Origin of the sequence: Rhodococcoides navarretei (assembly GCF_038069675.1) — a bacterium.
GTDB classification, from domain to species: Bacteria; Actinomycetota; Actinomycetes; order Mycobacteriales; family Mycobacteriaceae; genus Rhodococcoides; species Rhodococcoides navarretei.
Genome location: NZ_JBBPCN010000001.1, coordinates 851,831 through 875,831 on the forward strand (window position 1 = coordinate 851,831; position 24,001 = coordinate 875,831).

Consider the following 24,001-nt stretch of genomic DNA (forward strand, 5'->3'; position numbering starts at 1 on the left):
CTCATGAAACATGCTCCTGTGTAGTAAATGCGGTGAGGGGGATGAACGCGCCTTCCACGCGAGGTACTTGCTGTTCCTCCGACCCCGGGTAGCGGGTCTGCAGCAATCCGCGGCAGAAGTGCGCGTTGCCGTCGATCGAGACACGGGTGGCGCGGGCACGCCGCATCACCATTGTCAGATCGCCGGAATGTGGTCGGCCGGTGTGGTCGACCAATGCCGATGCCGCCGGATCGACCCTCAGGCCGAGTGCCTCGCGGCGGCGAAGCAGCGCGGTCGAGGTGCGATCATCCGGAAGGTCTCCGAGAACAACTGCGGCCAAGTCGTTCTCGGTCGAGTCGGGATTGGCGCGCAACCATGCCATGAGTGACCGTTCCATCGCCGCCACATACGCCTTGCGGCGGAACGTCGCTCGCAGCTCCTCGAGGTCCTCTTCGGCTTCGTGGCCGAAGGTGCCTCGGTACCCGGCGTCGGCGGCGAGGCCGGCGTTGATCTTGTCCGAGTCGTGGTGGTCGTCCAGTTCGACGAGAACATGCTCGGTCCACGGCAATGCCGTCAACACGTCCTTCGCGTCGCCCGACATGAGGTACGCGAAGTTCGGCGAGCAGAACGACGTGGGCAACCGCAGATGAAGGTGGACGGTGCCCTCGTCTACCTCGAGCGATCGGACGAAGCCGAGATCGGTGATGGGCTCGTCCAATTCGGGATCCAGGACGACACCGAGGGCGGCGTAGGCCTCGTCCTTCCTGGTAGTGGTAGCGGTCGTCATCTCACACCGCCGCGAGATCGGCGCGCTCGGGCTGACGCGGTCCGGTCTCGGTCTCGTCGGCGTCGGGCAGCTGCAGTTCTGCAGGCACCGGGATGTCGTAGAGCTTGGCGGCGTTGAGTCCGAGTACCTTCTTCTTTTGCTCGAGCGTGATGGGTGCGTATTCGTCGAGGGATTCGTGGATCTGGAAGTCGACGAATCCTTCGACCAGCCACTTGGGTGTCCACAGCGCGTAATCGGAGGAGAAGAAGATGCGGTCCTCGCCGAGCCAGTACAGCAGCTCACCCATGATCTGACCGAAGTACTTCGGGCGCGTGTGCATGAACGGAATGGCCACAGCGAGTCCGGCATACACGTTGGGCTCCTGGGTGGCGATCCAGCAGAAGTCCTCGAGTCGCGGCAGTCCGCAATGTTCGACGACGAAGTTCAGATCGGTGAAGTCGGTCGCCACGTGGTCGACATCCGCGACGTCGAACGCATCGCGGTCGAGCGGACGGATGGTCGGCCCCTTGTGCACGTGAATGTTCTTGATGCCGACCTCGCGGCACACCTCGAGGTAGCGGCGCGTCCAGTCGTCGTCGAGCTTGTATCCACGCGAGTCACCGTGCCACTCGGCGGTGTACAGCTTGACGCCCGTCAGCCCGAATCGTTCTGCGTCGGCGCGCAGCTGGTCGAGGCCACGCTCGCCGTTGCGCGGGTCGAAGTGGTGGTTGTAGGTCAACTTGTCCGGGTGTGCGGCGGCAAGCGCCGACGCTTCCTCCGTCTGCCCGAACCCGGTCTTGTAGAACTCACCGAGGTGCGCCGGCTGGAAGATGGCGTGATCGACGTACCCGATCTCGAACAGGTCGTGCATCAACCGCTCGCCGCCCTGGTAGAGGTACTCGTCGTACGTCCACAGCTCGCTCTCGGGGGAGAGGTTGCGGTGATAGTCGTAGAAGCAGTCGATGAACTGCTTGCCGTGGATGTTCCGTTGGTTCTCCTGCCGCGCGTCCCACAGGGCGACGTGGGCGTCGACGATGAAGAAGTTTTCGTCGTTCTTGGTGTACATGCGGTAGGCCTCCCGAAGTGCGGTTCGTGACGTGGGTCACGTTTGTCTGTGCACGACGGTAAGGCGGTGGTGTCGCCTCGAGGGCCTCTCGCTGTCTCAATTCGAGACGGTCGACGGACCGGTATTGCGACACGTGAATGTAACGTGGGTCACATGGCAGAATCCGGTGGTCTGGAGCGGGCCCGACTCCACTCGGAGCCCCTCGCTGCCGTCTCCCACCGGCTGCTGGCATCCTGGCACCGCAGTCAGCGGTACGGCGTCTCGCTGGACGAGGTTGCTCCCGTCTTCTCGGGTACCTACGACGGTGAGTCCCTGTTCTACCGGTGTGGGCGGGAAGTCCTCGACGGGTTGCGCGACACGTTGGCGAACGAGCCGGTGTCGATGATGCTCACCGACGCCGACGGCCTGGTGCTCGATCGCGTGAGCGCTGATCGTGAGCTGCTGGCCGCGCTCGATCGCGTTCATCTTGCACCCGGATTCTCGTACGCAGAGGATCAGGCGGGGACCAATGGACTCGCGCTGGCGCTGGCGGATCGGGTGCCTGCTGTGGTCAAAGCCGACGAGCACTATTCGCTCTCCCTGGCCGGGTACACCTGCGCGGCCGCTCCCGTTCTCGATCCACTGACTGGCCGGGTCGAGGGGTGCGTCAATCTCACGACCTGGTCGCAGTCGTCGTCGGATCTGCTTCTGGCCCTTGCCCAATCGGCGGCCGGGAACACCTCGGCCATGATGCTCGCGCGGTCGCAGGGACAGCAGCCGCGGCCGGCTCCGCGCGGTGAGGTGTTCCGGGTCGAGACGGCGCACAGCGGAGCGGGATCCGGCATCGTCGACGACCTCTCACCGGCGTGGCGAAGTGCGTTGGGCTCCGCGACATCGGCTCTGGCCGATCATGGTTCGGTATTGATGGTCGGGGAGGCAGGATCCGGTCGAGCCACCGTCCTGGCCCGCGCGCTGCGAGCATCTCGGCCCCGTGGCCGGATCCTCAGTGCCGGTGCACCCGCTGCCCGTGACGTCGAAGCCTGGCTCGACCTGTGGACCCCCGAACTACCGAAACCCGATACCGCTGTGGTCATTCGCGATGTCGACAGGCTGCCCGCCCGCGCGGCGGACACGTTGGCCGAGCTACTGCGCCGGGCGGGAGCAGGCGTGCCGGTGACGGTGACGGCATCGAACTACGACGACGTGCCGCATGCACTCGCCGGATTGCTGCGCACGGTCGTCGAATTGCCTGCACTTCGGCACCGACCCGACGACATCGGGCCGCTCGCGCTGCACCTGGCGGGACGAGTACGTGGCCGAGCCGTCACGCTGACCGGCGCGGCCGAGCGAGCACTGCGTGAATACGCCTGGCCGGGCAACGTTGCGGAAGTGGCGACGGTGATGCACCACGCCGCTGTTCGAGCCGACCTCATCGGCGTCGAACACCTACCGCCGGAGGTGCTCTCACGCACCACCCACCGGCTCACCCGCATCGAGACGTTCGAGCGCGACGAGATGATCCGCGTGCTCTCTCGCCCCGGCATCACGATGAACGACGCGGCCGAGGAGCTCGGCATGAGTCGAGCGACCATCTACCGCAAGCGAGATCGATACGGCATCACGCTGCGTTCGTGATCGCTTACCCTCGACCACATGGCCAGCAGCTCTCCATCGATCGAGTTACCGGTCGGTGACCGCATCGTCCGCATCTCCAATCCCGATCGGGTGTATTTCCCCGAGAGCGGTGCCACCAAGCTGGATTTGGTGAATTACTACCTGAGTGTCGGTGACGGTATCGTGCGCGCGCTGCGGGAGCGGCCGTGCATGATGCACCGTTTCCCGAAGGGTCTCGCGGGCGACAAGGTGCACCAGAAGCGCGTGCCCAACGGAGCGCCGCCCTGGCTCGAGACGGTGCAGGTGACGTTTCCCCGTTACAACCGCACCGCCGACGAGCTGTGCGTGACGGAGTTGGCGCACGTGGCCTGGGCCGTGCAGATGTCCACCGTCGAATTCCATCCGTGGAACAGTCGCCGCGCCGATGTGGAGATGCCCGACGAGTGGCGCATCGACCTCGACCCGATGCCCGACTGTTCCTTCGACCGAGTCCGACGCGTGGCCGCGGTGGTGCAGGAAGCTCTGGGAGATCTCGGTGCCGTCGGCTGGCCCAAGACCTCCGGCGGCCATGGTCTGCACATCTACGTTCGGATCGACCCGGCCTATGGATTCAAGGACTTACGAAGGGCGGCACTGGCTTTCGCCCGTGAGGTGGAGCGTCGCGCACCGGAGGACGTGACCACCACGTGGTGGCGCAAGGACCGCGATCCGTCGAAACTGTTCGTGGACTACAACCAGAATGCCCGCGATCACACGATCGCCAGCGCGTATTCGGTGCGGGGCAATCAGCAGGCGACGGTGTCGACGCCGATCTCGTGGGACGAAGTAGCGAGCGTGGATCCGCGCGAGTTCACGATGTTCACGGTGCCGGCCAGATTCGCCGAATTGGGTGATCTGCACGAGGGCATCGATGACGCGGTGTTCGCCATCGACGAGCTACTCGAGTGGGCCGAACGAGACGAGCATGAGGGCTTGACGGAACCCGAGGAGTAGCCGAACTCGAAGTTATGGACGGAAATCGGCGGAAATCCGTCCATAACTTCGAGTTCGGCAGCCCGTTCTAGTCGGTGCCGGACTCGATGGCGGCGTGGTCGAGTGCCGAGGAATCCACCGAACTGCCGGGGCTGCTCGCGGCGATGGCGTCGGCTCCGCCTGCGGGCAGTTCGCCGATCAGGTCGCCCCAGGCGGTGAGCTGATTCTGAGCGGCGTACTGCTCGAGTTTGCTGCGTGAATCGGCGATGTCGAGATTGCGCATCGTCAACTGTCCGATGCGGTCGCCGGGGAAGAACGCCTGGCCCTGGCTGCGTTCCATCGACAGCTTCTCGGGGTGGTAGCTGAAGTTGCTGCCCTGGGTGTCGACGATCGTGAAGTCCTGGCCGCGGCGCAGACGCAGTGTCACGCTGCCGCTGACGACGTTGCCGACCCAGCGCTGCAGGCCCTCGCGCAGCATCAGTGCCTGCGGATCGAACCAGCGTCCCTCGTACAGCAGGCGTCCGAGTCGACGGCCTTCGTTGTGGTACGACGCGACCGTGTCCTCGTTGTGGACGGCGTTGACGAGTCGCTCGTAGGTGATGTGCAGCAGCGCCATGCCCGGGGCCTCGTAGATGCCGCGGCTCTTGGCTTCGATGATGCGGTTCTCGATCTGGTCACTCATGCCGAGGCCGTGGCGTCCACCGATGGAGTTGGCCTCCATGACGAGGTCGACGGCGCTGTCGAAGCTCTTGCCGTTGATGCGGACCGGTCGGCCGCGCTCGAACTCGACGGTGACCTCCTCGGCAGCGATCTCCACCTCGGGGTCCCAGAAGCGGACGCCCATGATGGGGTTGACGATCTCGAGGGATGTGTCGAGGTATTCGAGGCTCTTGGCCTCGTGCGTGGCACCCCAAATATTGGCGTCGGTGGAGTACGCCTTCTCGGCCGAGTCACGGTAGGGGAGGGTGCGCTGGGTGAGCCACTGCGACATCTCGTGGCGGCCGCCGAGCTCGGCGACGAACGCCTCGTCCAGCCACGGCTTGTAGATCCGCAGCTCCGGATTGGCGAGCAGACCGTAGCGGTAGAACCGCTCGATGTCGTTGCCCTTGTAGGTCGAACCGTCGCCCCAGATCGAGACGCCGTCCTCCTGCATCGCTTTGACCAACATCGTGCCGGTCACCGCGCGGCCGAGCGGAGTGGTGTTGAAGTACGTCTGCAGCGACGAGCGGATGTGGAACGCACCGCAGGTCAGTGCAGCCAAGCCCTCCTCGACTAGAGGTTCGCGGCAGTCGATTAGCCGCGCCTGCTCGGCCCCGTAGGCCAGGCCGCGCTCGGGCACATCGGACAGATCCGGCTCGTCGTACTGGCCGATGTCGGCGGTGTAGGCATACGGAATCGCGCCGTGCTCGCGCATCCATGCCACGGCCACCGAGGTGTCGAGACCGCCGGAGAATGCAATGCCGATTCGTTCACCGACCGGGAGGGAGTTCAATACCTTCGTCACGGGGAGCAGCCTATCGGGGGTCGTTCCGCAGGCTCCACTCCCAACCTAGTAGGGGTCGTTCCGCAGGCTCCACTCCCAGCCGAGTAGTACTACTGATCCGGCCGATCGGCGAGCGACTCCACCGCATTGCGGACGGCATCGAGGTGCGCGGTCATGGCGCGTGCTGCCGCGTCGTACTCGCCGGATCGGATGCCGTTGACGATCGCGTCGTGCTCGACGTTGGATTGCTCCTGCCGGTGCGCGACGAGGTTGAGGGTCTCCGACTGTCGCGTCAACGCGTCGCGGATGTCGACGATGATCGACTCGAACACGCGGTTCTTGCTCGCCCGCGCGATAGCGGTGTGGAATTGCGCGTCCAGCAGTACCCAGGCCTCGTGGTCGTCCTCCGAGCGCATCTCGTCGGCCAGGCCGGCGAGCACCGTCAGCTCCTCTTCGGTCCGGCGCTCCGCAGCCCAACCGGCCGCGGGAATCTCCACGTGGGGGCGGGCCTCCATCAATTCGCGGGCTGCGTAGTTGCCGATGTCGAGGTCGCTCCCGACCCGATCGCGGACGACAAAAGTACCCAGCCCCGTTTTGGTTTCGGTCAGTCCGAGGGCGTGGCAGGAGCGCAGCGCCTCGCGGATGACCGACCGGCTGACGCTGTGCCGGGTGGCGAGCGCGGCCTCGGACGGCAACTTCTGCCCGACGGGGAGATCGCCCGACGCGATAGCCGCGCGAAGGTCCGCGAACACGGCCTCGGCTGCGCTCATCCGGGCATTCGTGGGCGCACTGACTGCCCAGCTGTCCGACAGGTTCATAGGGTGATCCTAGCGTGGGGTTGACCGACGAGGTGTTCTGCGCCACACTCTACCTGTCAGACAGCCGGACAGCTGGACACCCCCACCTAGGAGCGCACCGTGGTCGATACCCGCATCGAGAAGGATCTTCTCGGGGAACGTGACATCCCGTCGAGCGTGTATTGGGGGATCCACACCCTGCGCGCTCTCGAGAACTTCCCCATCACCGGGCGTCCGATCTCTACCAACGCGCACCTCGTTCGCGGACTCGCGGCCGTCAAGTGGGCAGCTGCGTCGGCCAATCAGGATCTCGGAATCCTCGACGCCACTCGCGGGGAAGCGATCCGCACGGCGTGCCAGGAAATTCTCGACGGCCAGTGGCACGAGGAGTTCGTCGTCGACGTCATCCAGGGCGGCGCTGGCACCTCGACCAACATGAACGCCAACGAGGTCATCGCGAACCGTGCTCTGGAAATCCTCGGGCACCCGCGCGGCGACTACAGCATGCTGCATCCCAACGAGCACGTGAACGCGTCGCAGTCCACCAACGACGTGTATCCGACGTCGGTGAACATCGCGACCATCTTCGCGGTCCACGAGCTCATCGCCTCGATGAAGGTGTTGCGAGATTCGTTCGGCCGCAAAGCAAGCGAGTTCGCCACGGTCGTCAAGATGGGCCGCACGCAGCTGCAGGACGCGGTGCCGATGACCCTGGGCCAGGAGTTCGGCACCTACGCCATCATGATCGACGAGGACTGCTCGCGGCTCGAAGAAGCGGCGCTGCTGGTGCACGAGATCAACCTCGGAGCCACCGCGATCGGGACCGGTCTGAACGCACCCGCCGGATACACCGAATCGGCCGTCGCGCACCTGCGCACCATCACCGGTCTGCCGCTGGTGACCGCGACGGATCTGATCGAGGCAACTCAGGATGTGGGGCAGTTCGTGCACCTGTCCGGTGTACTCAAGCGCGTCGCGGTGAAACTGTCGAAGATCTGCAACGACCTCCGGCTGCTGTCGTCCGGTCCGCGGGCAGGCCTCAACGAGATCAATCTGCCGCCGATGCAAGCGGGCTCGTCGATCATGCCCGGCAAGGTCAACCCCGTCATCCCCGAGGTACTCAATCAGGTTGCGTACGAGGTGATCGGCCACGACGTCACGATCACGATGGCGGCCGAGGCGGGACAGTTGCAGCTCAACGCATTCGAGCCGATCATCGTCAAATCCCTGTCCGACGGCATGGCGCATCTGAGTGCCGCGTGCCGTACCGTCGCGCATCGTTGCGTGGACGGCATCACCGCCAACGTGGACCTGCTGCGTGAGCGCGTCGAGAACTCCATCGGCCTGATCACCGCGCTGAGTCCGTATCTCGGATACGTGGAATCGACGGCCATTGCGCAGCAAGCGTTGGTCAGTGGCCGAAATGTGGTCGACCTCGTCCTCGAGAAGGGGCTGCTGGCCCGGGACGAGTTGGATCGACTCCTGAGTCCCGAGCACCTCGCAAATCTGCGCGTGGCCCCCGTCGAGCATGCAGATGCTCCCGAGACGTCGACGAGGTAATGCGATGAGCACCGAGAATCGGAGTGTCGATACCCGCAAGGCCTTCACCGAAGAGGACCCCGGCTATCGAAAAGAGTTGGCTCCTCGCCAGATTCAGATGATCGCCATCGGCGGTGCCATCGGCACCGGGCTGTTCATGGGTGCGGGCGGGCGACTGCGCGACGCCGGACCGGCGCTGGTACTGGTGTACGCGCTCTGTGGATTTTTCGCCTTCCTGATCCTGCGCGCACTGGGCGAACTGGTGATGCACCGGCCGACCTCGGGATCGTTCGTCTCGTACTCACGCGAATTCTTCGGGGAGAAAGTCGCTTTCGCGGCCGGTTGGCTGTACTGGATGAACTGGGCGATGACGGCTGTCGTGGACGTCACGGCTGTGGCGCTGTACATGAACTTCTTCAAGAAGTACTGGGCCCCGCTGGGCAACGTCGACCAGTGGGTGTTCGCGCTGGCAGGCTTGGTGCTCGTTCTCGGGTTGAACCTGGTGTCGGTCAAGGTGTTCGGCGAGCTCGAGTTCTGGTTCGCGCTCATCAAAGTTGTTGCGCTGGTGACTTTTCTGGTGATCGGTACCTACTTCGTCATCTTCGGAACGCCCATCGACGGGCAGGAGCCGGGGCTGAGCGTGCTGACCGACAACGGGGGACTGATCCCCAACGGGCTGTTGCCTGCGATCGTGGTGATCCAGGGCGTGGTGTTCGCCTACGCCTCGATCGAGCTGGTCGGCACCGCTGCCGGCGAGACACAGAACCCCGAGAAGGTGATACCGAAGGCGATCAACACCGTCATCGTTCGCATCGTCGTGTTCTACGTCGGTTCGGTGCTGCTGCTCTCGTTGCTGTTGCCGTACACCAGTTATCAGGCCGGCGAGAGTCCGTTCGTGACGTTCTTCGGAGCCATCGACGTCGAGGGGGCCGACGCGATCATGAACCTCGTCGTCCTCACCGCGGCACTGTCCTCTCTCAACGCCGGGCTGTACTCCACCGGGCGCATTCTGCACTCGATGGCCGTCGCCGGCTCGGCACCGAAATTCGCGGCCCGGATGAACAAGTCGGGGGTGCCGTACGGCGGCATCGCGCTGACGTCGGTGGTGACGTTGCTCGGCGTCGTGCTCAACGCAGTGGTCCCGAGTCAGGCCTTCGAGATCGTGCTCAACCTCGCGGCTCTCGGCATCATCAGCGCCTGGGCCGTCATCGTGGCGTGCCAACTCAAGTTCTGGTCGCTGTCCAAGACCGGTGCGGTCACCCGACCTGCGTTCAAGCTGTTCGGCGCCCCGTACACCGGGTACGCAACGCTAGGCTTCTTGGCGTGTGTACTCGTGTTGATGGCCTTCGACAAACCGGTCGGTACCTGGACGGTGGCGTCGATCCTGCTCATCGCACCGATGCTGATCGGCGGTTGGTACTTGTGTCGCAACAGAATTCGGGAGGTGGCGGCCGCCGATGAGTGACCATGTCGCGTTGTTGACCACCGGCGGCACGATTGCCAGTAGGCGCGACGAGCACGGTGTCTCTCGGCCGGTGGCCGGTCTCGGGATCGACGTCGACGGTGTCGAGGTGCGCGAGGTGATGTCGAAGGACAGCTCGGCGTTGGACTTCGCGGACCTCGACACCATCCGTACGGCGGTGGTCGACGCACTGGTCGGCGACGGCTGCATCGGAGTGGTCGTGCTGCACGGGACGGACACCATGGAGGAGTCGGCGCTCTACGTCGATCTGTTCCACGGTGACGAGCGTCCGGTGGTGTTCACCGGGGCGCAGCGCACCGCCGACCATCCCGATCCGGACGGCCCGAGCAATATCGCCGCGGCAGTGGCGGCAGCGCGGTCCGAGCGCGGCGTGCTGATCGCCTTCGGTGGACGGCTGTTGCCGGCGCGGGGGGCGATCAAGAAGCACACCACCGGGCTCGATGCGTTCCGATCCGCCGCGTTGCCGCGACCGAAACCGTTGCGGTGGACGCCCATTGCCGGGGTCCGCGTGGACATCGTCGCGCTGTATCCCGGTGCCGACGGCGTCCAGATAGATGCCTGCGTCGACGCAGGGGCGTCGGGCATCGTGCTCGAGGCGACGGGCTCGGGCAACACCAACGCTCGTGTCGTCCGCGCGGTGAGAGAGGCAGTGGCTGCCGGGGTGCACGTGGTCGTCACGACGCGGGTGCCGTTCGGTGAGACCTCGCCGAGCTACGGCGGCGGCGGGGGTGGGCACGATCTGGTCGATGCGGGTGCGGTGTTCTCCCGCGAACTGCGGGCGGGGCAGTCGCGAATCCAGTTGGCGGCGCTGATTGCCGCGAAAGCCACTGACGTCACCGTCCAACATTCGTTCTCGTAGACGGAAAACCGTGTGCAGACGCGAATTGTGGGCGATCACGTCAGTAGCCTCGAGCTATGGTCGCCACGATCGAGATCGAGTTCGCTCCGCACTGGGTGAACGCGTCGCTGGTGCGTACGTTGGCGCGGCCGTTCGTCACCATCGACGGCGTCGAGCATCGACAGTCGTGGACCGCGCCGTCGACTTACACGCTCGAGCCGGGCAGTCACGAACTCACCGCGTTCATCCGGTACCGCGGCACGAACGCTGCGCTGGGTACCGGACGAAGGGCTGTGACCGTACAAGCAGGACAGCAGGTTTCGCTGCGTGCACGCAACGGCTGGGCCAATCACATGCCGTTCGAGTTACAACTCCGACTCGCCCCAACTCTCGACGCGTAGTTCGTCGCCGACGGTCACCGTGCCGTCCTGCAGTACCGAGAATTTCGATCCGAAAGCGACGCCATTCTGTCGACCGCGGCGGTAGTCGCCGAGAGTGCGCAGCGGTTCGGGGCCGGTGCGGACGCCGGTGGTCTGGTCCACGGTGGTGACCGCGCAGCGGATGGCGAGTTTGGTGTACACCAATCGCACCCCGCCGATGGTCACGTCCCGCAGCTCGTCCTCGCGATGTGGCTCGTCCCAACCGTCGACGACGATGTTGGGCCGGAAGCGATCCATCGGCAAGGCAACGTCGAGTCTGGAATTGAGGCCGTCCAACGTGGCGGTCGAAAGGATGTGTACGGCGGCGCTGTCGGCGAATTGTGCTGACCCGGGCGAGATGCCATCGGTGATTCGGCCGTGGTCGCGTGGTGCGGCGACCAGCCTCGACGGTTCTCCGATCACCTCGGTGAGCCAGGTGGCCACCTCGTCGCCCTGATCGATACCGTGCATCGGCGTGCGGAACAAGGTGACCTCACGCGCCGCGGAGTCGCGGTCGACGGGCACGGTCACCGAACCGGTCGACTCGTGTGTGAGAGTCAACGACCCGCCCGCCACCGAGCACTGGACGACCGCGAGCACGGGGTCGCTACGTTGGCTGCGGAATGCACCGTCGGAGTCGACGATCATGAATGCTCGATCGTGTTCGAGGCCGGTAGCGCTCACGTGAGCCGAATGCAGCGTCGAGCCGGCACATCCCTTGACGGGGTAGGTCACCAGAGACGACACGCGCACCCGTCGAGGATACTGGGGTCCATGACTCGTGCTCTGTTGGTAGTGGATGTGCAGAACGATTTCACCGAGGGCGGCGCGCTGGCGGTGACCGGCGGCGCAGACGTCGCGCGCAGGATCAGTGCGTACCTCGCGCGCCACGGTGACGAGTACGACCTGGTGGTGTCCTCGCGGGATTGGCACGACGCCGAGGGCGACAACGGCGGGCACTTCGCCACCGACGAAGCCCCGGATTTCGTCACCACGTGGCCGGTGCATTGCGTCGCGGGCACGGTCGGTGCCGAGTATCACCCCGATTACGCGACCGGCTCCGTGGACGTGCACGTCTACAAGGGGCAGGGCAAGCCGTCGTACTCGGCGTTCGAGGGCGTCACCGAGGACGGGACACCCCTCGCCGCGATACTCACCGCCAACGAGGTCACCGACATCGACGTCGTCGGACTTGCGACCGACTACTGCGTTCTGGCTTCGGCGAAAGACGCTGTGGCCGAGAAGCTCGACGTCCGAGTCCTCACCGACCTGGTCGCGGGAGTTGCGCCCGAGACCTCCGCCGCTGCCCTCGAGGATCTGCGGGCGTCCGGCGCAGTGGTGGTCTAACTGTCGATCGTCGTGGTGATGGACGTGACCGACGGTGCAGCCGGGGTGCTGCCGAAGCCGAACGTGACCGGGGGAGTGACCGGTGTGAGCGAGCCGAGGTCCTCGCCCTGCCAGGATGCCGAGACATCGGTGACGCGATGTTGGTGCCTGGCACCGTAGTACTCGCGTCGGTCGTTGCCCGCGCTGCCGCGGGTGCGTACTCCGCGCAGCACGACTCGGGCGATGGGGTCGCTGATCGCGCAGAACCACGGTGCCGTCGACACCGCGTCGGGGACGAGACTCAACAGGCGGCCCAGCAGGGTGGGTCCGGCAACACGAATTCTCACCGACAGATCACCGGCCTGCACCGACCGCCATCCGGCAGGAGTGGAGCCTGCGGAACGACCCAGGTTGTCCGGCTGCGCGGCGAAGGTCACCGGAACCAGCTCGGTGGAGTCGAACGTGTATGTGGCGGTGACGAATTCGCGTACGTCCTCGCTGGGGGCGATCAGCAGACGTCGACCGTCGGCGAACTGGATCATGACATCGGTGAATTCGCCGAGTGGCGATCGCGTCCAATGTCCGACGACGATCCGCACTCCGGACGTTGTGCCTACCCCGTAGATCTCCCCGTGAAACCGTGATCTGTTCATCATGCACCCTCACCTCGTCGGCACTGTGCGCTCCCAAACTGGGCGGTGCATAGTGGAGGTCATGGCGTCCTCGCAACCCACTGTATTCGTCCTGTTCGGCGCAACCGGAGACCTCGCCAAGCGAATGGTCCTGCCGTCGTTCTACCAACTTCACCTCGAAGGCCTGCTGCCCGAAAAATGGGTCCTGATCGGCAACGGTCGCAAGGACACGTCCGACGACGAGTTCCGAGACCACGTCCGCAGCGTGCTCGACGAGTTCGCCGAGAACGTGGCCGACTCCGATTGGTCGACGTTTTCGGAGCGAATCCGTTTCGCGGGCAACGGCTTCACCGTCGACGATCCAGGCAAGTTGCCAGAGGTCGTCGCTCAGGCGAAAGAGGACATCGGTGACGACGCCCAGTTGGTGCACTACATCGCGCTTCCGCCGAGCACCTTCGTCGACTACACGAAGGCCCTGGGCGCACACGATCTTGCCGAGGGTTCCCGCGTGGTCTACGAGAAGCCCTTCGGCACCTCGCAGAGCAACTTCGAGGAACTCGACAAAGCCGTGCACGAGGTGGTCGACGAAGAGCAGGTCTATCGCATCGATCACTTCCTGGGTAAGGAGGCGACGCAGAACCTGCACGTGCTGCGCTTCGCGAACGGCATGATCAGCGGGATCTGGAATTCCGAGCACGTGGCCCAGGTGCAGATCGACGTGCCCGAGACGCTCGACATCGACGACCGTGCCGAGTTCTACGACGAGACCGGTGCTGTACTCGACATGCTGGTGACACATCTGTTCCAGGTGGCCGCAGAGGTGGCGATGGAGCCGCCCGCGTCGTTGAAGGCCGAGGACTTGCAGTCGGCTCGGGAGAAGGTCATCGGCCAGTTCCGCCCACTCGACACCGCAGAGGTGGTGCTCGGTCAGTACGACGGGTACCGCGATGTCGAGGGTGTCGACGAGAACTCGACGGTCGACACGTTCGTCGCAGCGAAGTTGTGGGTCGATACCGACCGCTGGCGTGGGGTTCCGTTCCTGTTGCGTACCGGAAAGATGCTGGGCGTCGGCCAGCAGCGCGTCTCGCTGGTGTTCCGCAAGCCCGCCGACAGTCCCCTGTCGACGCTGCCCGAAGACGGTGCGGTGCTCTCGTTCGACCTGTCCGGTGACGGCAGCATCGACATCGCCATGACGGTCAAGGAGCCGGGTCCGGATTTCGACCTCTCCGTCGGACACCTGGCGCTACCGCTGCAGTCGGTGCCCGATTCCGAGCCGCTCAGCCCGTACTCGCGCTTGATTCTCGACGTGCTCAGCGGAGACCGTTCGCTGTTCACCCGCCCCGACGGCCTGGCCCACGTGTGGGACGTGGCCGCACCGCTCTTGAACGACCCGCCCGCGGTGAAGAACTATGCACCCGGTTCGATGGGCCCGGCCGAGGCCGACGAGCTCGCGGCACCGTGCGGGTGGTTGATCACCGGCCAGGCGAAGGACCGATAGGAATACGCACCGTCCGGTAGGTTTCGTGGCGGCAAACAGTCGCTGGGTCCTTTTTGTCCGAAACAATGGACTGGATCGTGTTCGGAACGTTATGTTTCTGCCGCCTGGTCACACTTGCGACTCAGGCCACAGACAGCCTCCGAAAGGTTCTCCCTCATGTTTCTTGATCTCATCCTCGGTCTGCTCGGCGGCGGCACCGAAGACGGCGGCATCCTCGGCCCCATCACCGACGGAATCACCGATGGAATCTCTGCGGGCATCGCCGAGGCGATCACCGGGCTGTTCACCGGTAGCGCTGAGGGAATCTCGAGCTCCGCAACGTAGTAGGCCGCAAAACCCCGGACCGGTTGTTCAGGTCCGGGGTTTTGTCGTGTTCTTCGCTGTCACTTGACCGGCACCAACATCAACGCTGCGAGGTAGATCAGCACCACGGTGCCGCCGGTCAGGACCGTGCCGGCAACGGTCGCGAGTCGGACGATGTTGACGTCCCATCCGAAATACTCGGCAACGCCGCCGCATACACCTCCTATCATTTTCTGCGAACTCGACCGGGTGAATTCTCTGGGGGAACCGCTCTCGAATGTCATGCTGAAAAGTCTGCATCAGCAACGTCTTTGGGCGCATCGGGGATTTCACCCATATCGACCCCGACAAACGAACAGCCCGAAATCTGCGCTGGAACAAGATCGTCGACTTTTCCGAACGGACGCCTGGACCTACCGCCGCGAGGACCGATAACGTCGGATGTGTTCGGCGAGTGGCGCACAGCTCCCGAACATGCGAGCGACCTGCCCGGTCCGTCCCCCTTGCGGACCGGGCACCCTCGTCGTGCAGCCGGCGGCATCGGGTGTTCACCGAATCGCCACGGATCGGTCACCGATGAGCACTAACTTTCGGCAGATGACCGACAACGATCTCCGCAACGGCACGGCTGCGCGCACCGACCTGAGCGACTTGCTCGACATCACGACAGCCGTGAATCTTGCCGACACGTCGGGTTTCACCGTCGACGACTCCGATGACGACGATCCGGTACTGCTGACTGTCCCCGACGGCCACGTCGTCGACACCTGGCGCGAGAACTACCCGTACGACGAGCGGATGACGCGTGCGGAGTACGACCTGGAGAAGCGTCTTCTGCAGATCGAACTCCTGAAGCTGCAGATGTGGACCAAGGAGACCGGTCGACGTCACGTCATCGTCTTCGAGGGCCGTGATGCTGCCGGTAAGGGAGGCACGATCAAGCGCTTCATGGAGCACTTGAACCCCCGCGGTGCCAGCGTCGTCGCCCTCGAGAAGCCGTCGGCGCGTGAGTCGACGGAATGGTATTTCCAGCGCTACATCGCCCATCTGCCTGCAGCCGGCGAGATAGTCATGTTCGACAGGTCCTGGTACAACCGGGCAGGTGTGGAGCGCGTCATGGGCTTCTGCACCGACGAGCAGCACGCCCAGTTCGTCCGGCAGGCACCGCTGTTCGAGCAGATGCTCGTGGACGAGGGCATCAGCTTGACCAAGTTCTGGTTCTCGGTGTCGCAGCACGAGCAGCGCACCCGCTTCGCCATCCGGCAGGTGGACCCGGTGCGGCAGTGGAAGCTCTCGCCGATGGACCTGGCGTCGCTGGACAAGTGGGACGCCTACACCGCGGCGAAGGAAGAGAACTTCCGCGCGACCGACACCGATGTCGCGCCGTGGACGGTCGTCAAGAGCAACGACAAGAAGCGGGCCCGAATCAACGCGATGCGCTTCGTGCTGAACAAGTTCGACTACGCCAACAAGGATCCCGAAATCGTCGGCGAAACCGACCCGTTGCTCGTAGGGCGCGCGAAAGACGTGATCGGCGAGTAGTTTTCGCCGTGAGTTCGGTGCAACCTCTTGCGGACCGTTGCGAGGGTACATCTTCGAGGTCTCGAGTTGGTACCTGGTGCTGCGCCGAAGACGTGGGTGCGGTAGGAACGAGGAAGGTCGTATTACCTACGGCCGTAAATACACCCGAGCATCAGGAGATCCCATGGGTTCAGCAGCGCAGTTCATTTCCGACATTGCCAGTGGCGTCTACGACGGCATCGTCGACGCGATCGTCGATCAGATCGTCGGCGTGCTGACGTCGGGTAGCGCCGCTTAAGCAGTGGTGTCGTGTCGCGGTCGCCGTCGGGGGCGGCCGCGACACCCACGACGTCGTGACTGTTTTGTGACGGCTCACCAAGATTTTCGACTTTTAGTCTCGATTGCGTGTACAGAGCGCTGTCCGACCGGGTAGAAATCTCCTTGCAGAGGTAATCGAGTGACGACCGTCACTTTCGATCTGCATCCCCCTCTATCAAGGAGCCTGTCGCATGTCCGCTGAACTCGGTGACCTCTTCGCTATCCTCCTCCAGCTCTTCTCGGGTATCAGTTCCTCCTCGGACTGAACTACCGTCGCGCCGCGGGCCTGAAGGCCCGAACGGCTGACCGGAATCGTCCGTCCGACGAACCAGTAACGTTCACGATGCTGTCGCTGCATCGAATCCCTCTCTTTCCCAGGAGTTTTCATGGAATTGCTCGCCATCTTGTTGCAGTTGCTCGCTCTCGGTAGCTCGGAAGGCAGCGGCTCGGGCACAATCGAGATCCCCGGTGCGCCGGTCTGACCCACGACCTGAAGCCGGGCCCGACGCACCGTCGGGCCCGGCTTTCGTCGTTCGAAGTGTCATTCGTTCGACCTGAAAGTCCTCTACCGATGGATGATCCGCCTGCGATCCGGTAGACCTGAGCCTCATCGCCGATGCGCCCGGTATCGACGGGATCGCACGGAGGCAGCATGCTCGAGTCCGTAGTCGCGTTCATCAACGGTCAACTGCTCTGGTTCAGTTTCTCGACCGGCAGCTTCCACCCGATCATCCTGTGAGGTAGAGCCCTGGACAAGGCACGATCGCACCCGTCATAGGGTTGCCCGATGCAGACCGTTCCCATCCAGATGCCCGACGGTTCGACGGTGCCGGTGACACTGTTCCCCGGTGAGGGCCGCGACGACGCACCCGTCATCGTCGTTCTTCCCGGCCTCGGCATTCCCGGTGGCTACTACCGACTGTTCGCCGAGGCGCTCGTCGCGCGCGGTTTCCAGGCTGCGATCGGCGACCTCCGCGGCCAGGGCGACAGCGTGCCGAAGCCGAGTTCTGCCAGTCGGTACGGGTATCAGGAACTGGTCTCGGTCGACTTTCCGGCAATCTTCGAGGTGGTTCGAGAACAGTTCCCGGCGGCGACGCCGTACCTGCTCGGGCACAGTATGGGCGGCCAACTCGGCTCGATGTACGCCGCTCGGATCAGGGGCAGGCTCGGCGGGTTGATCCTGGTGGCGTCGGGGTCGCCGTATCACCGCGGATTCGGCACCACGCGTGGCGTACCGCTCTATGTGGGCGCAGCGGCGATGGCGATCACCAGCAGCATCGCGGGATTCTGGCCGGGGGATCGCATCGGCATCGGCGGCTTCGGTCGGCAGTCGAGGGTTCTGATCGACGATTGGTCGCGGTTCGCGCGGACCGGTGCGATCGAGCCGGCGGGGGCCGACATGGACTACGAGGAACGGATGGGCCGTCTGACACTTCCGGTGCTGGCGGTGACCATCGAGGGCGACGACCTCGCACCCCGTGGCTCGATGGACAACCTCGTGCGCAAGCTTGCCCGTGCCGATGTCACCTCGGTGCACATCGACGAGCCGCTCGGACACAACGGGTGGATCCGAAACCCCACGGCGGTCGCCGACCTCGTTGCCGAGTGGGTGCACAAGTAGTTCACACGAATTAACTTTTGGTCATTTCACTCGCTATCTGTCATTTCTACCTACTTTCGGTTCGTTTTGGTGTAGAAAGTCTTTGAACCAGCAATTGTTCTACGACGATAGTGAGCACGGCTATGGACGGCCTGGGGGGCGCAGTGGGTCGACGCGGGGGTGGTGTGGGATCATTCCGGGCCGCCGCGGTACGGAGGTTGGCTGTCGTGTCGGTGATCGCTGTGATAGCGGCGGTAGTTCACCCGATCGCGTCCGCGGCCCCGGCCGATTCGGTGTCCGGTCCGACGGAGTCGTACGTGGTGCGCACCGAGGTGGCCGACGAGACCGCGATGACGGCATTCGTTCACTCTGCCGCGATGGACCGAACAGTTCCGCTGAAGATTCTGCGTTCACCTGATCGCACGGCTCCGAGCCCCACGCTGTACCTGCTCAACGGCGCGGGCGGAGGAACCGACGGCATGGACTGGTACACCCAGACCGACGTCGTGTCGTTCTTCGCCGACAAGAACGTCAATGTGGTGACACCCGTGGGCGGGGCGTACTCGTACTACACGGACTGGCAGCACGACGATCCGGTGCTCGGGCGCAACAAGTGGGAAACGTTTCTCACGACCGAACTGCCACCGCTCGTCGACGATCTGTTGGACACCAACGGTCGCAACGCGATTGCAGGTATCTCGATGGCCGCGACCTCGGTCCTGAACCTGGCCGCTCACCATCAGGGGCTGTACCGAGCCGTCGGTTCCTACAGCGGATGCGCGTCGACCACCGACGCGTTGGGACGGGCATACGTCAAGACGGTCGTGTCCATGGCTCTCGGCGCGAACGTGACGAACATGTGGGGGCCCGACGGCCATGCCGACTGGATGCGCAACGACGCAGTGGTCAACGCCGAAAAGTTGCGTGGCACAGCGTTGTACATCTCCAACGGCAGCGGACTGGCCGGGGCGTCGGACACCCTCGACGGCACCAATCCCAACGGACCGGGTTTCGTGTTGCTCAACCAGATGGTCGTGGGCGGCGCGATCGAGGTGGCCACCGGCGACTGCACCCGCCGATTGAAGACCACCCTGGAGCAGCTCGACATTCCGGCCCATTTCGAAATGCGTGAGCGCGGCACCCACTCGTGGGGCTACTGGCAGGACGACCTGCACGAGTCCTGGCCTATGTTCGAGGACGCCCTCGCCGGCTGACCGTCAGCTGCGAGCGAGGTGCCGCCACAGGAATTCGTAGGTCAACGCCGTCTTGAACGCCAACTGCGCATTGTCCGACGCCCCGCCGTGCCCGCCTTCGATGTTCTCGTAGTAGCTCACGTCGTGACCGAGTTCGGCCAATCGAGCGGCCATCTTTCGTGCATGTCCGGGGTGGACTCGATCGTCGCGGGTGGAGGTGGCGATCAGAATCGGCGGATACCGACGCTCGGATGCGGCGACCACGTTCTGGTACGGGGAGTACTGCGAGATGAACTCCCATTCGTCCGGGTCGTCGGGGTTGCCGTACTCGGCCACCCAGGACGCGCCTGCGAGCAGCAGGTGGTAGCGCTTCATGTCCAGTAGCGGGACCTGACATACCAACGCGCCGAACAGTTCCGGGTACTTCGTCACCATGATGCCCATCAACAGGCCGCCGTTGCTTCCGCCCTGCGCGGCCAACTGTTCGGTGGTGGTGATTCCTCGGGTGACGAGGTCGCGCGCGACAGCGGCGAAATCCTCGTGCACCAGATGGCGTCCGGCGCGCAGTACCTGGGTGTGCCACGACGGCCCGTACTCACCGCCGCCGCGGATGTTCGCGACGACGTACGTGCCCCCTCGCTCGAGCCACTCCCGTCCGGTCGCACCGCCGTACCCGGGCGTCATCGAGATCTCGAAGCCGCCGTAGCCGTAGAGCAGGGTCGGTCCGGGGCCGGAATCGGCGCGTCGGACCACGAAATAAGGGATGTCGGTACCGTCGTCGGACCGTGCGAAGAACTGCTCCACCGCCATACCGTCGGCATCGAAGAACGCCGGAGCCTGCTTGAGGACCTCCAACTCGCCGCCCACCGTGCCCACCAGCAGTGTCGCCGGCGTGAGGTAGCCGGAGGACGAGAGGAAGAACTCGTCACCGTTCTCCTCGGCGTCGGTGCCGATGATCTCGGTGGACGCCAGGTCCGACAACCCGTCGACGGTGGTCGTGTCCCACTGCTTCGCACGAGGGGTGAGGACGTGCAACTGTGTCCGCACGTCCTGCAGCGTCACCAGCAGAAGATGATTCTCGGTCCAGGCGTACTGATGCAGTGACGTGTGCGCATCCGGGGCGAACAGCACGGTGAGAGCGATTGTGCCGGAAATGAACTCGTCGACATCGGCGGCGAGCAGTGCGCCTGCCGGGTAGGTTTGCTCGCCGACCGTCCACGGCGTCATCGTCCGAACCAGCAGCCAGTTCTCGTGCACCGAGGTCGACGCGTCGGTGGGCGTCGGGATCAGGGTCAACGCGGACCCGTCGAGTAGGTAGGTCTCGGAGTTGTAGAAGTCGGTGGCCCGCTGAACGAAGTCACGCTCGAAGCCGGGGGTGCGATCGTGCCAGGCGGAGATCGAGATGTCCTGTGCTTCTCCCTCGAAGACGGTCTCGGCCTCGACGAGGGGAGTGCCGCGCCGCCACCGCTTGGTGATCCGCGGGTAGCCCGATTCGGTCAGAGAACCGTCTCCGAAATCCGTTCCGACGAAGACGGTCTCGGCGTCGATCCAGCCGACGTCGGTCTTGGCCTCGGGTAGTGCGAATCCGCCGTCCTCCGGGGCGCGGAACGTGCGGGAGTCGAGATCGAACTCACGAACCACCGTCGCGTCGGCTCCGCCGCGGGACAGAGTGACCAGTGCCAGTCTCTGGTCGGGACGCAGCACCTGGGCACCGCCCCACACCCAGTTCTCGCCCTCGCTCTCGGCCAGCGCGTCCAGATCGAGCAGCACGTCCCACACCGGATTATCGGTTCGGTACTCGTCCATCGTGGTTCGACGCCAGAGGCCGCGGACGTGCTCGCCGTCGCGCCAGAAGTTGTACAGAAACTGCCCACGGCGGCGGGCATACGGAATGCGAGCGTCGGTGTCGAGGATCTCTCGGATGCTTGCCTCGGTGGCGTCGAAGGCCGGGCCGCTCAGCGCCTCGACCGTCACCTCGTTCTTCTCGCGCACCCACGCGAGTGCAGCGTCGCCGGTGACGTCTTCGAGCCAGAGGTACGGGTCGTCCGAGATTGCCATTCCACAGTTCTAGCAGCAGACGCGTCCTCGGGTCGGTCGGCCGACCGAAGGCTACCGACGGGTAACGAAGACCAGGTCGAGACAGTGCGGCAGAGCACGACTACGCTGGGGACTCGTGACCTCACACTATGACGTCGTTGTCCTCGGAGCCGGTCCCGGTGGGTACGTCGCTGCTATCCGCGCGGCACAACTCGGACTCAGCACTGCCATCATCGAGAAGAAGTATTGGGGCGGTGTGTGCCTCAACGTCGGCTGCATCCCCTCCAAGGCCCTTCTCCGTAACGCCGAGCTGGCGCACCTCTTCACCAAAGAGGCCAAGCTGTTCGGTATTTCGGGTGAAGCGTCCTTCGACTTCGGCGCAGCGTTCGATCGCAGCCGCAAGGTTGCCGACGGTCGCGTCAAGGGCATCCACTTCTTGATGAAGAAGAACAAGATCCCCGAGTACGACGGCCAGGGCACGTTCACCGACGCCAACACCATCGAGGTCGAGATGACCAAGGGTGGCACCGAGACGATCACGTTCGACAACGCCATCATCGCGACCGGCAGCACCACCAAGCTGCTCCCGGGAACCGAGCTGAGCAAGAACGTCGTCACGTACGAAGAGCAGATCATGACCAAGGATCTGCCGGGTTCGATCCTCATCGTCGGTGCCGGCGCGATCGGCATGGAGTTCGGCTACGTGCTCAAGAACTACGGCGTCGATGTGACCATCGTCGAGTACCTCGATCGCGCGCTTCCGAACGAGGACAAGGACGTCTCGAAGGAAATCGAGAAGCAGTACAAGAAGCTCGGCGTCAAGGTCATCACCGGTGCAGGCGTGCAGAGCATCGACGACGACGGCTCCAAGGTCACCGTCGAGATCAAGCACAACAAGTCCGGTGAGAGCGAGACGTTCACCGTCGACAAGGTGATGCAGTCCGTCGGGTTCTCGCCGCGCGTCGAAGGATTCGGCCTCGAGAAGACCGGCGTCGAACTCACCGATCGTGGTGCCATCGGCATCACGAACACGATGCAGACCAACGTCCCGCACATCTACGCCATCGGTGACGTCACGGCCAAGCTTCAGCTCGCCCACGTCGCGGAGGCGCAGGCCGTGGTGGCTGCCGAAACCATCGGCGGTGCAGAGACATTGCCGATCGACGACTACCGCATGATGCCCCGCGCCACGTTCTGCCAGCCGCAGGTCGCCAGCTTCGGGCTCACCGAGGATCAGGCTCGCGAGGAGGCACAGGCTCGCGGATCGGACATCAAGGTCGCGAACTTCCCGTTCGCCGCCAACGGCAAGGCACACGGCTTGGGCGACGCCACCGGCTTCGTCAAGCTCATCGCCGACACCGAGCACGGCGAACTGCTCGGCGGACACCTCATCGGGCCTGACGTTTCGGAGCTGCTGCCCGAGCTGACATTGGCCCAGAAGTGGGACCTGACGGTCAACGAATTGGCTCGCAACGTCCACACGCACCCGACTCTGTCGGAGGCACTGCAGGAAGCGATCCACGGCCTCGCAGGCCACATGATCAACTTCTGATCCCTGCCTACAACGAGAAACGGCGGCGACCACTTCGGTGGTCGCCGCCGTTTCTCGTTGTGACGGCGCTCAATTCTGACGATGAACTCGAATCATGAAGCAATGCTATCGATTCTGTGAACACTCATAGCGCAGTAGGTGATGAAAACGTCACCTACCCGTCGACCAGCTGATACTTTCCCTTTCGCGACGTTCCGAGGGGTTCGGTGCGCGCTGCGGAAGCACCCACAGGTGCTTCGCAACATCACCAGGGGGGTGAGTCGAGTTGGCGATCCGATCGAACGTCACCGGAGCTGGGCGCTCGCGCGTGTTCACCGGATTTCGTACGTTCGGCCGCGCTCTCGAGCTGGCCCTCGACGCCTTCGTTCACCTGGTCGCCGACATCGTCCGACTGCGCCATCCATGGCGTGATTCGGTCGATCAGGCATGGTTCGTTGTCACCGTCACTGCAGTACCCGCCATCCTCGTCTCCATCCCGTTCGGGGTCATCGTCTCGGTCCAGGTGGGTTCGCTCACCGACCAGATCGGGGCCACCTCGATCGCCGGCGCCGCGGGTGGTCTCGGGGTGATCCGGCAGGGTGCGCCGATCGTCGCCGCGTTGCTTCTCGGTGGGGCCGCGGGTTCTGCCATCGCCGCAGATCTGGGATCGCGCACGATTCGCGACGAGATCGATGCGCTGAAGACCATGGGCATCGACCCGGTCCGACGCCTCGTCGTACCCCGGCTCGCGGCGATTCTGTTCGTGGCACCGCTGTTGTGCATCCTGGTCATCTTCATGGGGATCGCCGCCGGGTACATGATCAACGTCGGATTTCAGGGCGGCACACCGGGAAGCTACATCTCGTCGTTCGCATCCTTCGCGTCTGTCGGCGATCTGGTGGTCGCCCTGATCAAGACGGAGATCTTCGGGGTGATCGTGGTCATCGTCGCCTGTCAGCGCGGCTTTTCCGCCGTGGACGGGCCCCGCGGCGTAGCCAATGCCGTCAATGCTGCTGTTGTCGTCGGAGTGATCTCGGCCTTCACGGTCAATGTGGTCATCACTCAGTTGGTGGCCATGTTCATGCCGCAGAAGCTGGGATAGGGAGT

General features: G+C 64.3%; 22 protein-coding genes. 14 read left to right on the forward strand and 8 right to left on the reverse strand.

The genetic code is table 11. The features are described 5' to 3' along the window. Window position 1: 1 nt before the first annotated feature. Both AABD04_RS04235 and AABD04_RS04240 read right to left on the reverse strand, forming a co-directional pair. Entirely contained in the window at window positions 2-766 is a 765-nt protein-coding gene (locus tag AABD04_RS04235; protein WP_341440328.1) for an iron-sulfur cluster assembly protein, read from the reverse strand. A 1-nt stretch (window position 767) separates the two neighbouring features. Beyond that, complete coding sequence (locus AABD04_RS04240; protein WP_341440329.1) at window positions 768-1,811, reverse strand: amidohydrolase family protein; 1,044 nt, start codon at window positions 1,809-1,811, stop codon at window positions 768-770. Between the two features lie 153 nt (window positions 1,812-1,964). Between AABD04_RS04240 and AABD04_RS04245 the strand changes: the two genes are divergently transcribed. Together AABD04_RS04245 and ligD are read left to right on the forward strand one after the other, a co-directional pair. Beyond that, window positions 1,965-3,425 carry an AAA-type ATPase lid domain-containing protein gene (locus AABD04_RS04245; protein WP_341440330.1) on the forward strand — a complete coding sequence of 487 codons (1,461 nt, stop codon included), beginning with the start codon at window positions 1,965-1,967 and terminating at the stop codon, window positions 3,423-3,425. 18 nt (window positions 3,426-3,443) lie between these two features. Then, window positions 3,444-4,397: a non-homologous end-joining DNA ligase gene (gene ligD / locus AABD04_RS04250; protein WP_341440331.1), complete on the forward strand. Its 954-nt coding sequence runs from the start codon at window positions 3,444-3,446 to the stop codon at window positions 4,395-4,397. A 67-nt stretch (window positions 4,398-4,464) separates the two neighbouring features. Here the strand turns inward: ligD and argG are convergent, their stop codons facing one another. Further along, entirely contained in the window at window positions 4,465-5,880 is a 1,416-nt protein-coding gene (gene argG / locus AABD04_RS04255; RefSeq protein ID WP_341440332.1) for an argininosuccinate synthase, read from the reverse strand. Window positions 5,881-5,969: 89 nt separating this feature from the next. After that, a complete protein-coding gene (locus AABD04_RS04260; RefSeq protein ID WP_341440333.1) occupies window positions 5,970-6,677 on the reverse strand; it encodes a FadR/GntR family transcriptional regulator in 708 nt (235 codons plus the stop codon). A gap of 99 nt (window positions 6,678-6,776) precedes the next feature. Here AABD04_RS04260 and aspA point away from each other — a divergent pair, with 99 nt between their 5' ends. From aspA to AABD04_RS04280, 4 genes are read left to right on the forward strand one after another with little or no spacing between them, the layout of a single operon-like run. After that, window positions 6,777-8,216 carry an aspartate ammonia-lyase gene (aspA, locus tag AABD04_RS04265; RefSeq protein WP_341440334.1) on the forward strand — a complete coding sequence of 480 codons (1,440 nt, stop codon included), beginning with the start codon at window positions 6,777-6,779 and terminating at the stop codon, window positions 8,214-8,216. A gap of 4 nt (window positions 8,217-8,220) precedes the next feature. Continuing rightward, window positions 8,221-9,660: an amino acid permease gene (locus tag AABD04_RS04270; protein ID WP_243594469.1), complete on the forward strand. Its 1,440-nt coding sequence runs from the start codon at window positions 8,221-8,223 to the stop codon at window positions 9,658-9,660. After that, window positions 9,653-10,537 carry an asparaginase gene (locus tag AABD04_RS04275; RefSeq protein WP_341440335.1) on the forward strand — a complete coding sequence of 295 codons (885 nt, stop codon included), beginning with the start codon at window positions 9,653-9,655 and terminating at the stop codon, window positions 10,535-10,537. The genes AABD04_RS04270 and AABD04_RS04275 overlap by 8 nt, the downstream gene beginning before the upstream one ends. Before the next feature lie 56 nt (window positions 10,538-10,593). After that, entirely contained in the window at window positions 10,594-10,917 is a 324-nt protein-coding gene (locus AABD04_RS04280) for a hypothetical protein (RefSeq protein WP_341440336.1), read from the forward strand. On the opposite strand, the gene AABD04_RS04285 is transcribed toward AABD04_RS04280, so the two are convergent. After that, window positions 10,882-11,688, reverse strand: a complete 807-nt coding sequence (locus tag AABD04_RS04285) for an MOSC domain-containing protein (protein WP_341440337.1) — start codon at window positions 11,686-11,688, stop codon at window positions 10,882-10,884. The two genes, AABD04_RS04280 and AABD04_RS04285, sit on opposite strands and share 36 nt — an antisense overlap. Window positions 11,689-11,709: 21 nt before the next feature. Between AABD04_RS04285 and AABD04_RS04290 the strand changes: the two genes are divergently transcribed. Further along, window positions 11,710-12,282 carry an isochorismatase family protein gene (locus tag AABD04_RS04290; RefSeq protein ID WP_341440338.1) on the forward strand — a complete coding sequence of 191 codons (573 nt, stop codon included), beginning with the start codon at window positions 11,710-11,712 and terminating at the stop codon, window positions 12,280-12,282. Here AABD04_RS04290 and AABD04_RS04295 read toward each other — a convergent pair. Further along, window positions 12,279-12,914, reverse strand: coding sequence for a hypothetical protein (locus AABD04_RS04295; protein WP_341442949.1), 636 nt, complete (start codon window positions 12,912-12,914; stop codon window positions 12,279-12,281). The two genes, AABD04_RS04290 and AABD04_RS04295, sit on opposite strands and share 4 nt — an antisense overlap. A gap of 61 nt (window positions 12,915-12,975) precedes the next feature. Here AABD04_RS04295 and AABD04_RS04300 point away from each other — a divergent pair, with 61 nt between their 5' ends. Together AABD04_RS04300 and AABD04_RS04305 are read left to right on the forward strand one after the other, a co-directional pair. Beyond that, window positions 12,976-14,391 (forward strand): glucose-6-phosphate dehydrogenase, encoded by a 1,416-nt coding sequence (locus tag AABD04_RS04300; RefSeq protein WP_341440339.1) that lies wholly within the window; start codon window positions 12,976-12,978, stop codon window positions 14,389-14,391. Window positions 14,392-14,547: 156 nt separating this feature from the next. Beyond that, window positions 14,548-14,715 (forward strand): hypothetical protein, encoded by a 168-nt coding sequence (locus AABD04_RS04305; RefSeq protein WP_341440340.1) that lies wholly within the window; start codon window positions 14,548-14,550, stop codon window positions 14,713-14,715. A gap of 59 nt (window positions 14,716-14,774) precedes the next feature. Here the strand turns inward: AABD04_RS04305 and AABD04_RS04310 are convergent, their stop codons facing one another. Continuing rightward, window positions 14,775-14,978 carry a PspC domain-containing protein gene (locus tag AABD04_RS04310; protein WP_341440341.1) on the reverse strand — a complete coding sequence of 68 codons (204 nt, stop codon included), beginning with the start codon at window positions 14,976-14,978 and terminating at the stop codon, window positions 14,775-14,777. Between the two features lie 313 nt (window positions 14,979-15,291). On the opposite strand from AABD04_RS04310, the gene ppk2 reads away from it, so the two are divergent. From ppk2 to AABD04_RS04325, 3 genes are all read left to right on the forward strand, one after another. Continuing rightward, complete coding sequence (ppk2, locus tag AABD04_RS04315; RefSeq protein WP_341440342.1) at window positions 15,292-16,236, forward strand: polyphosphate kinase 2; 945 nt, start codon at window positions 15,292-15,294, stop codon at window positions 16,234-16,236. A gap of 1,084 nt (window positions 16,237-17,320) precedes the next feature. Beyond that, window positions 17,321-18,154: an alpha/beta hydrolase family protein gene (locus tag AABD04_RS04320; RefSeq protein ID WP_341440343.1), complete on the forward strand. Its 834-nt coding sequence runs from the start codon at window positions 17,321-17,323 to the stop codon at window positions 18,152-18,154. 122 nt (window positions 18,155-18,276) lie between these two features. After that, entirely contained in the window at window positions 18,277-19,347 is a 1,071-nt protein-coding gene (locus tag AABD04_RS04325) for an alpha/beta hydrolase (RefSeq protein ID WP_423228114.1), read from the forward strand. Window positions 19,348-19,350: 3 nt separating this feature from the next. On the opposite strand, the gene AABD04_RS04330 is transcribed toward AABD04_RS04325, so the two are convergent. After that, the gene (locus tag AABD04_RS04330; RefSeq protein WP_341440344.1) at window positions 19,351-21,384 is read right to left on the reverse strand and encodes a prolyl oligopeptidase family serine peptidase; all 2,034 of its coding nucleotides are present in this window, start codon (window positions 21,382-21,384) and stop codon (window positions 19,351-19,353) included. Between the two features lie 115 nt (window positions 21,385-21,499). On the opposite strand from AABD04_RS04330, the gene lpdA reads away from it, so the two are divergent. Further along, window positions 21,500-22,915, forward strand: a complete 1,416-nt coding sequence (gene lpdA, locus AABD04_RS04335; protein ID WP_341440345.1) for a dihydrolipoyl dehydrogenase — start codon at window positions 21,500-21,502, stop codon at window positions 22,913-22,915. Between the two features lie 265 nt (window positions 22,916-23,180). Continuing rightward, window positions 23,181-23,996 (forward strand): MlaE family ABC transporter permease, encoded by an 816-nt coding sequence (locus AABD04_RS04340; protein WP_341440346.1) that lies wholly within the window; start codon window positions 23,181-23,183, stop codon window positions 23,994-23,996. Window positions 23,997-24,001 lie beyond the last annotated feature (5 nt).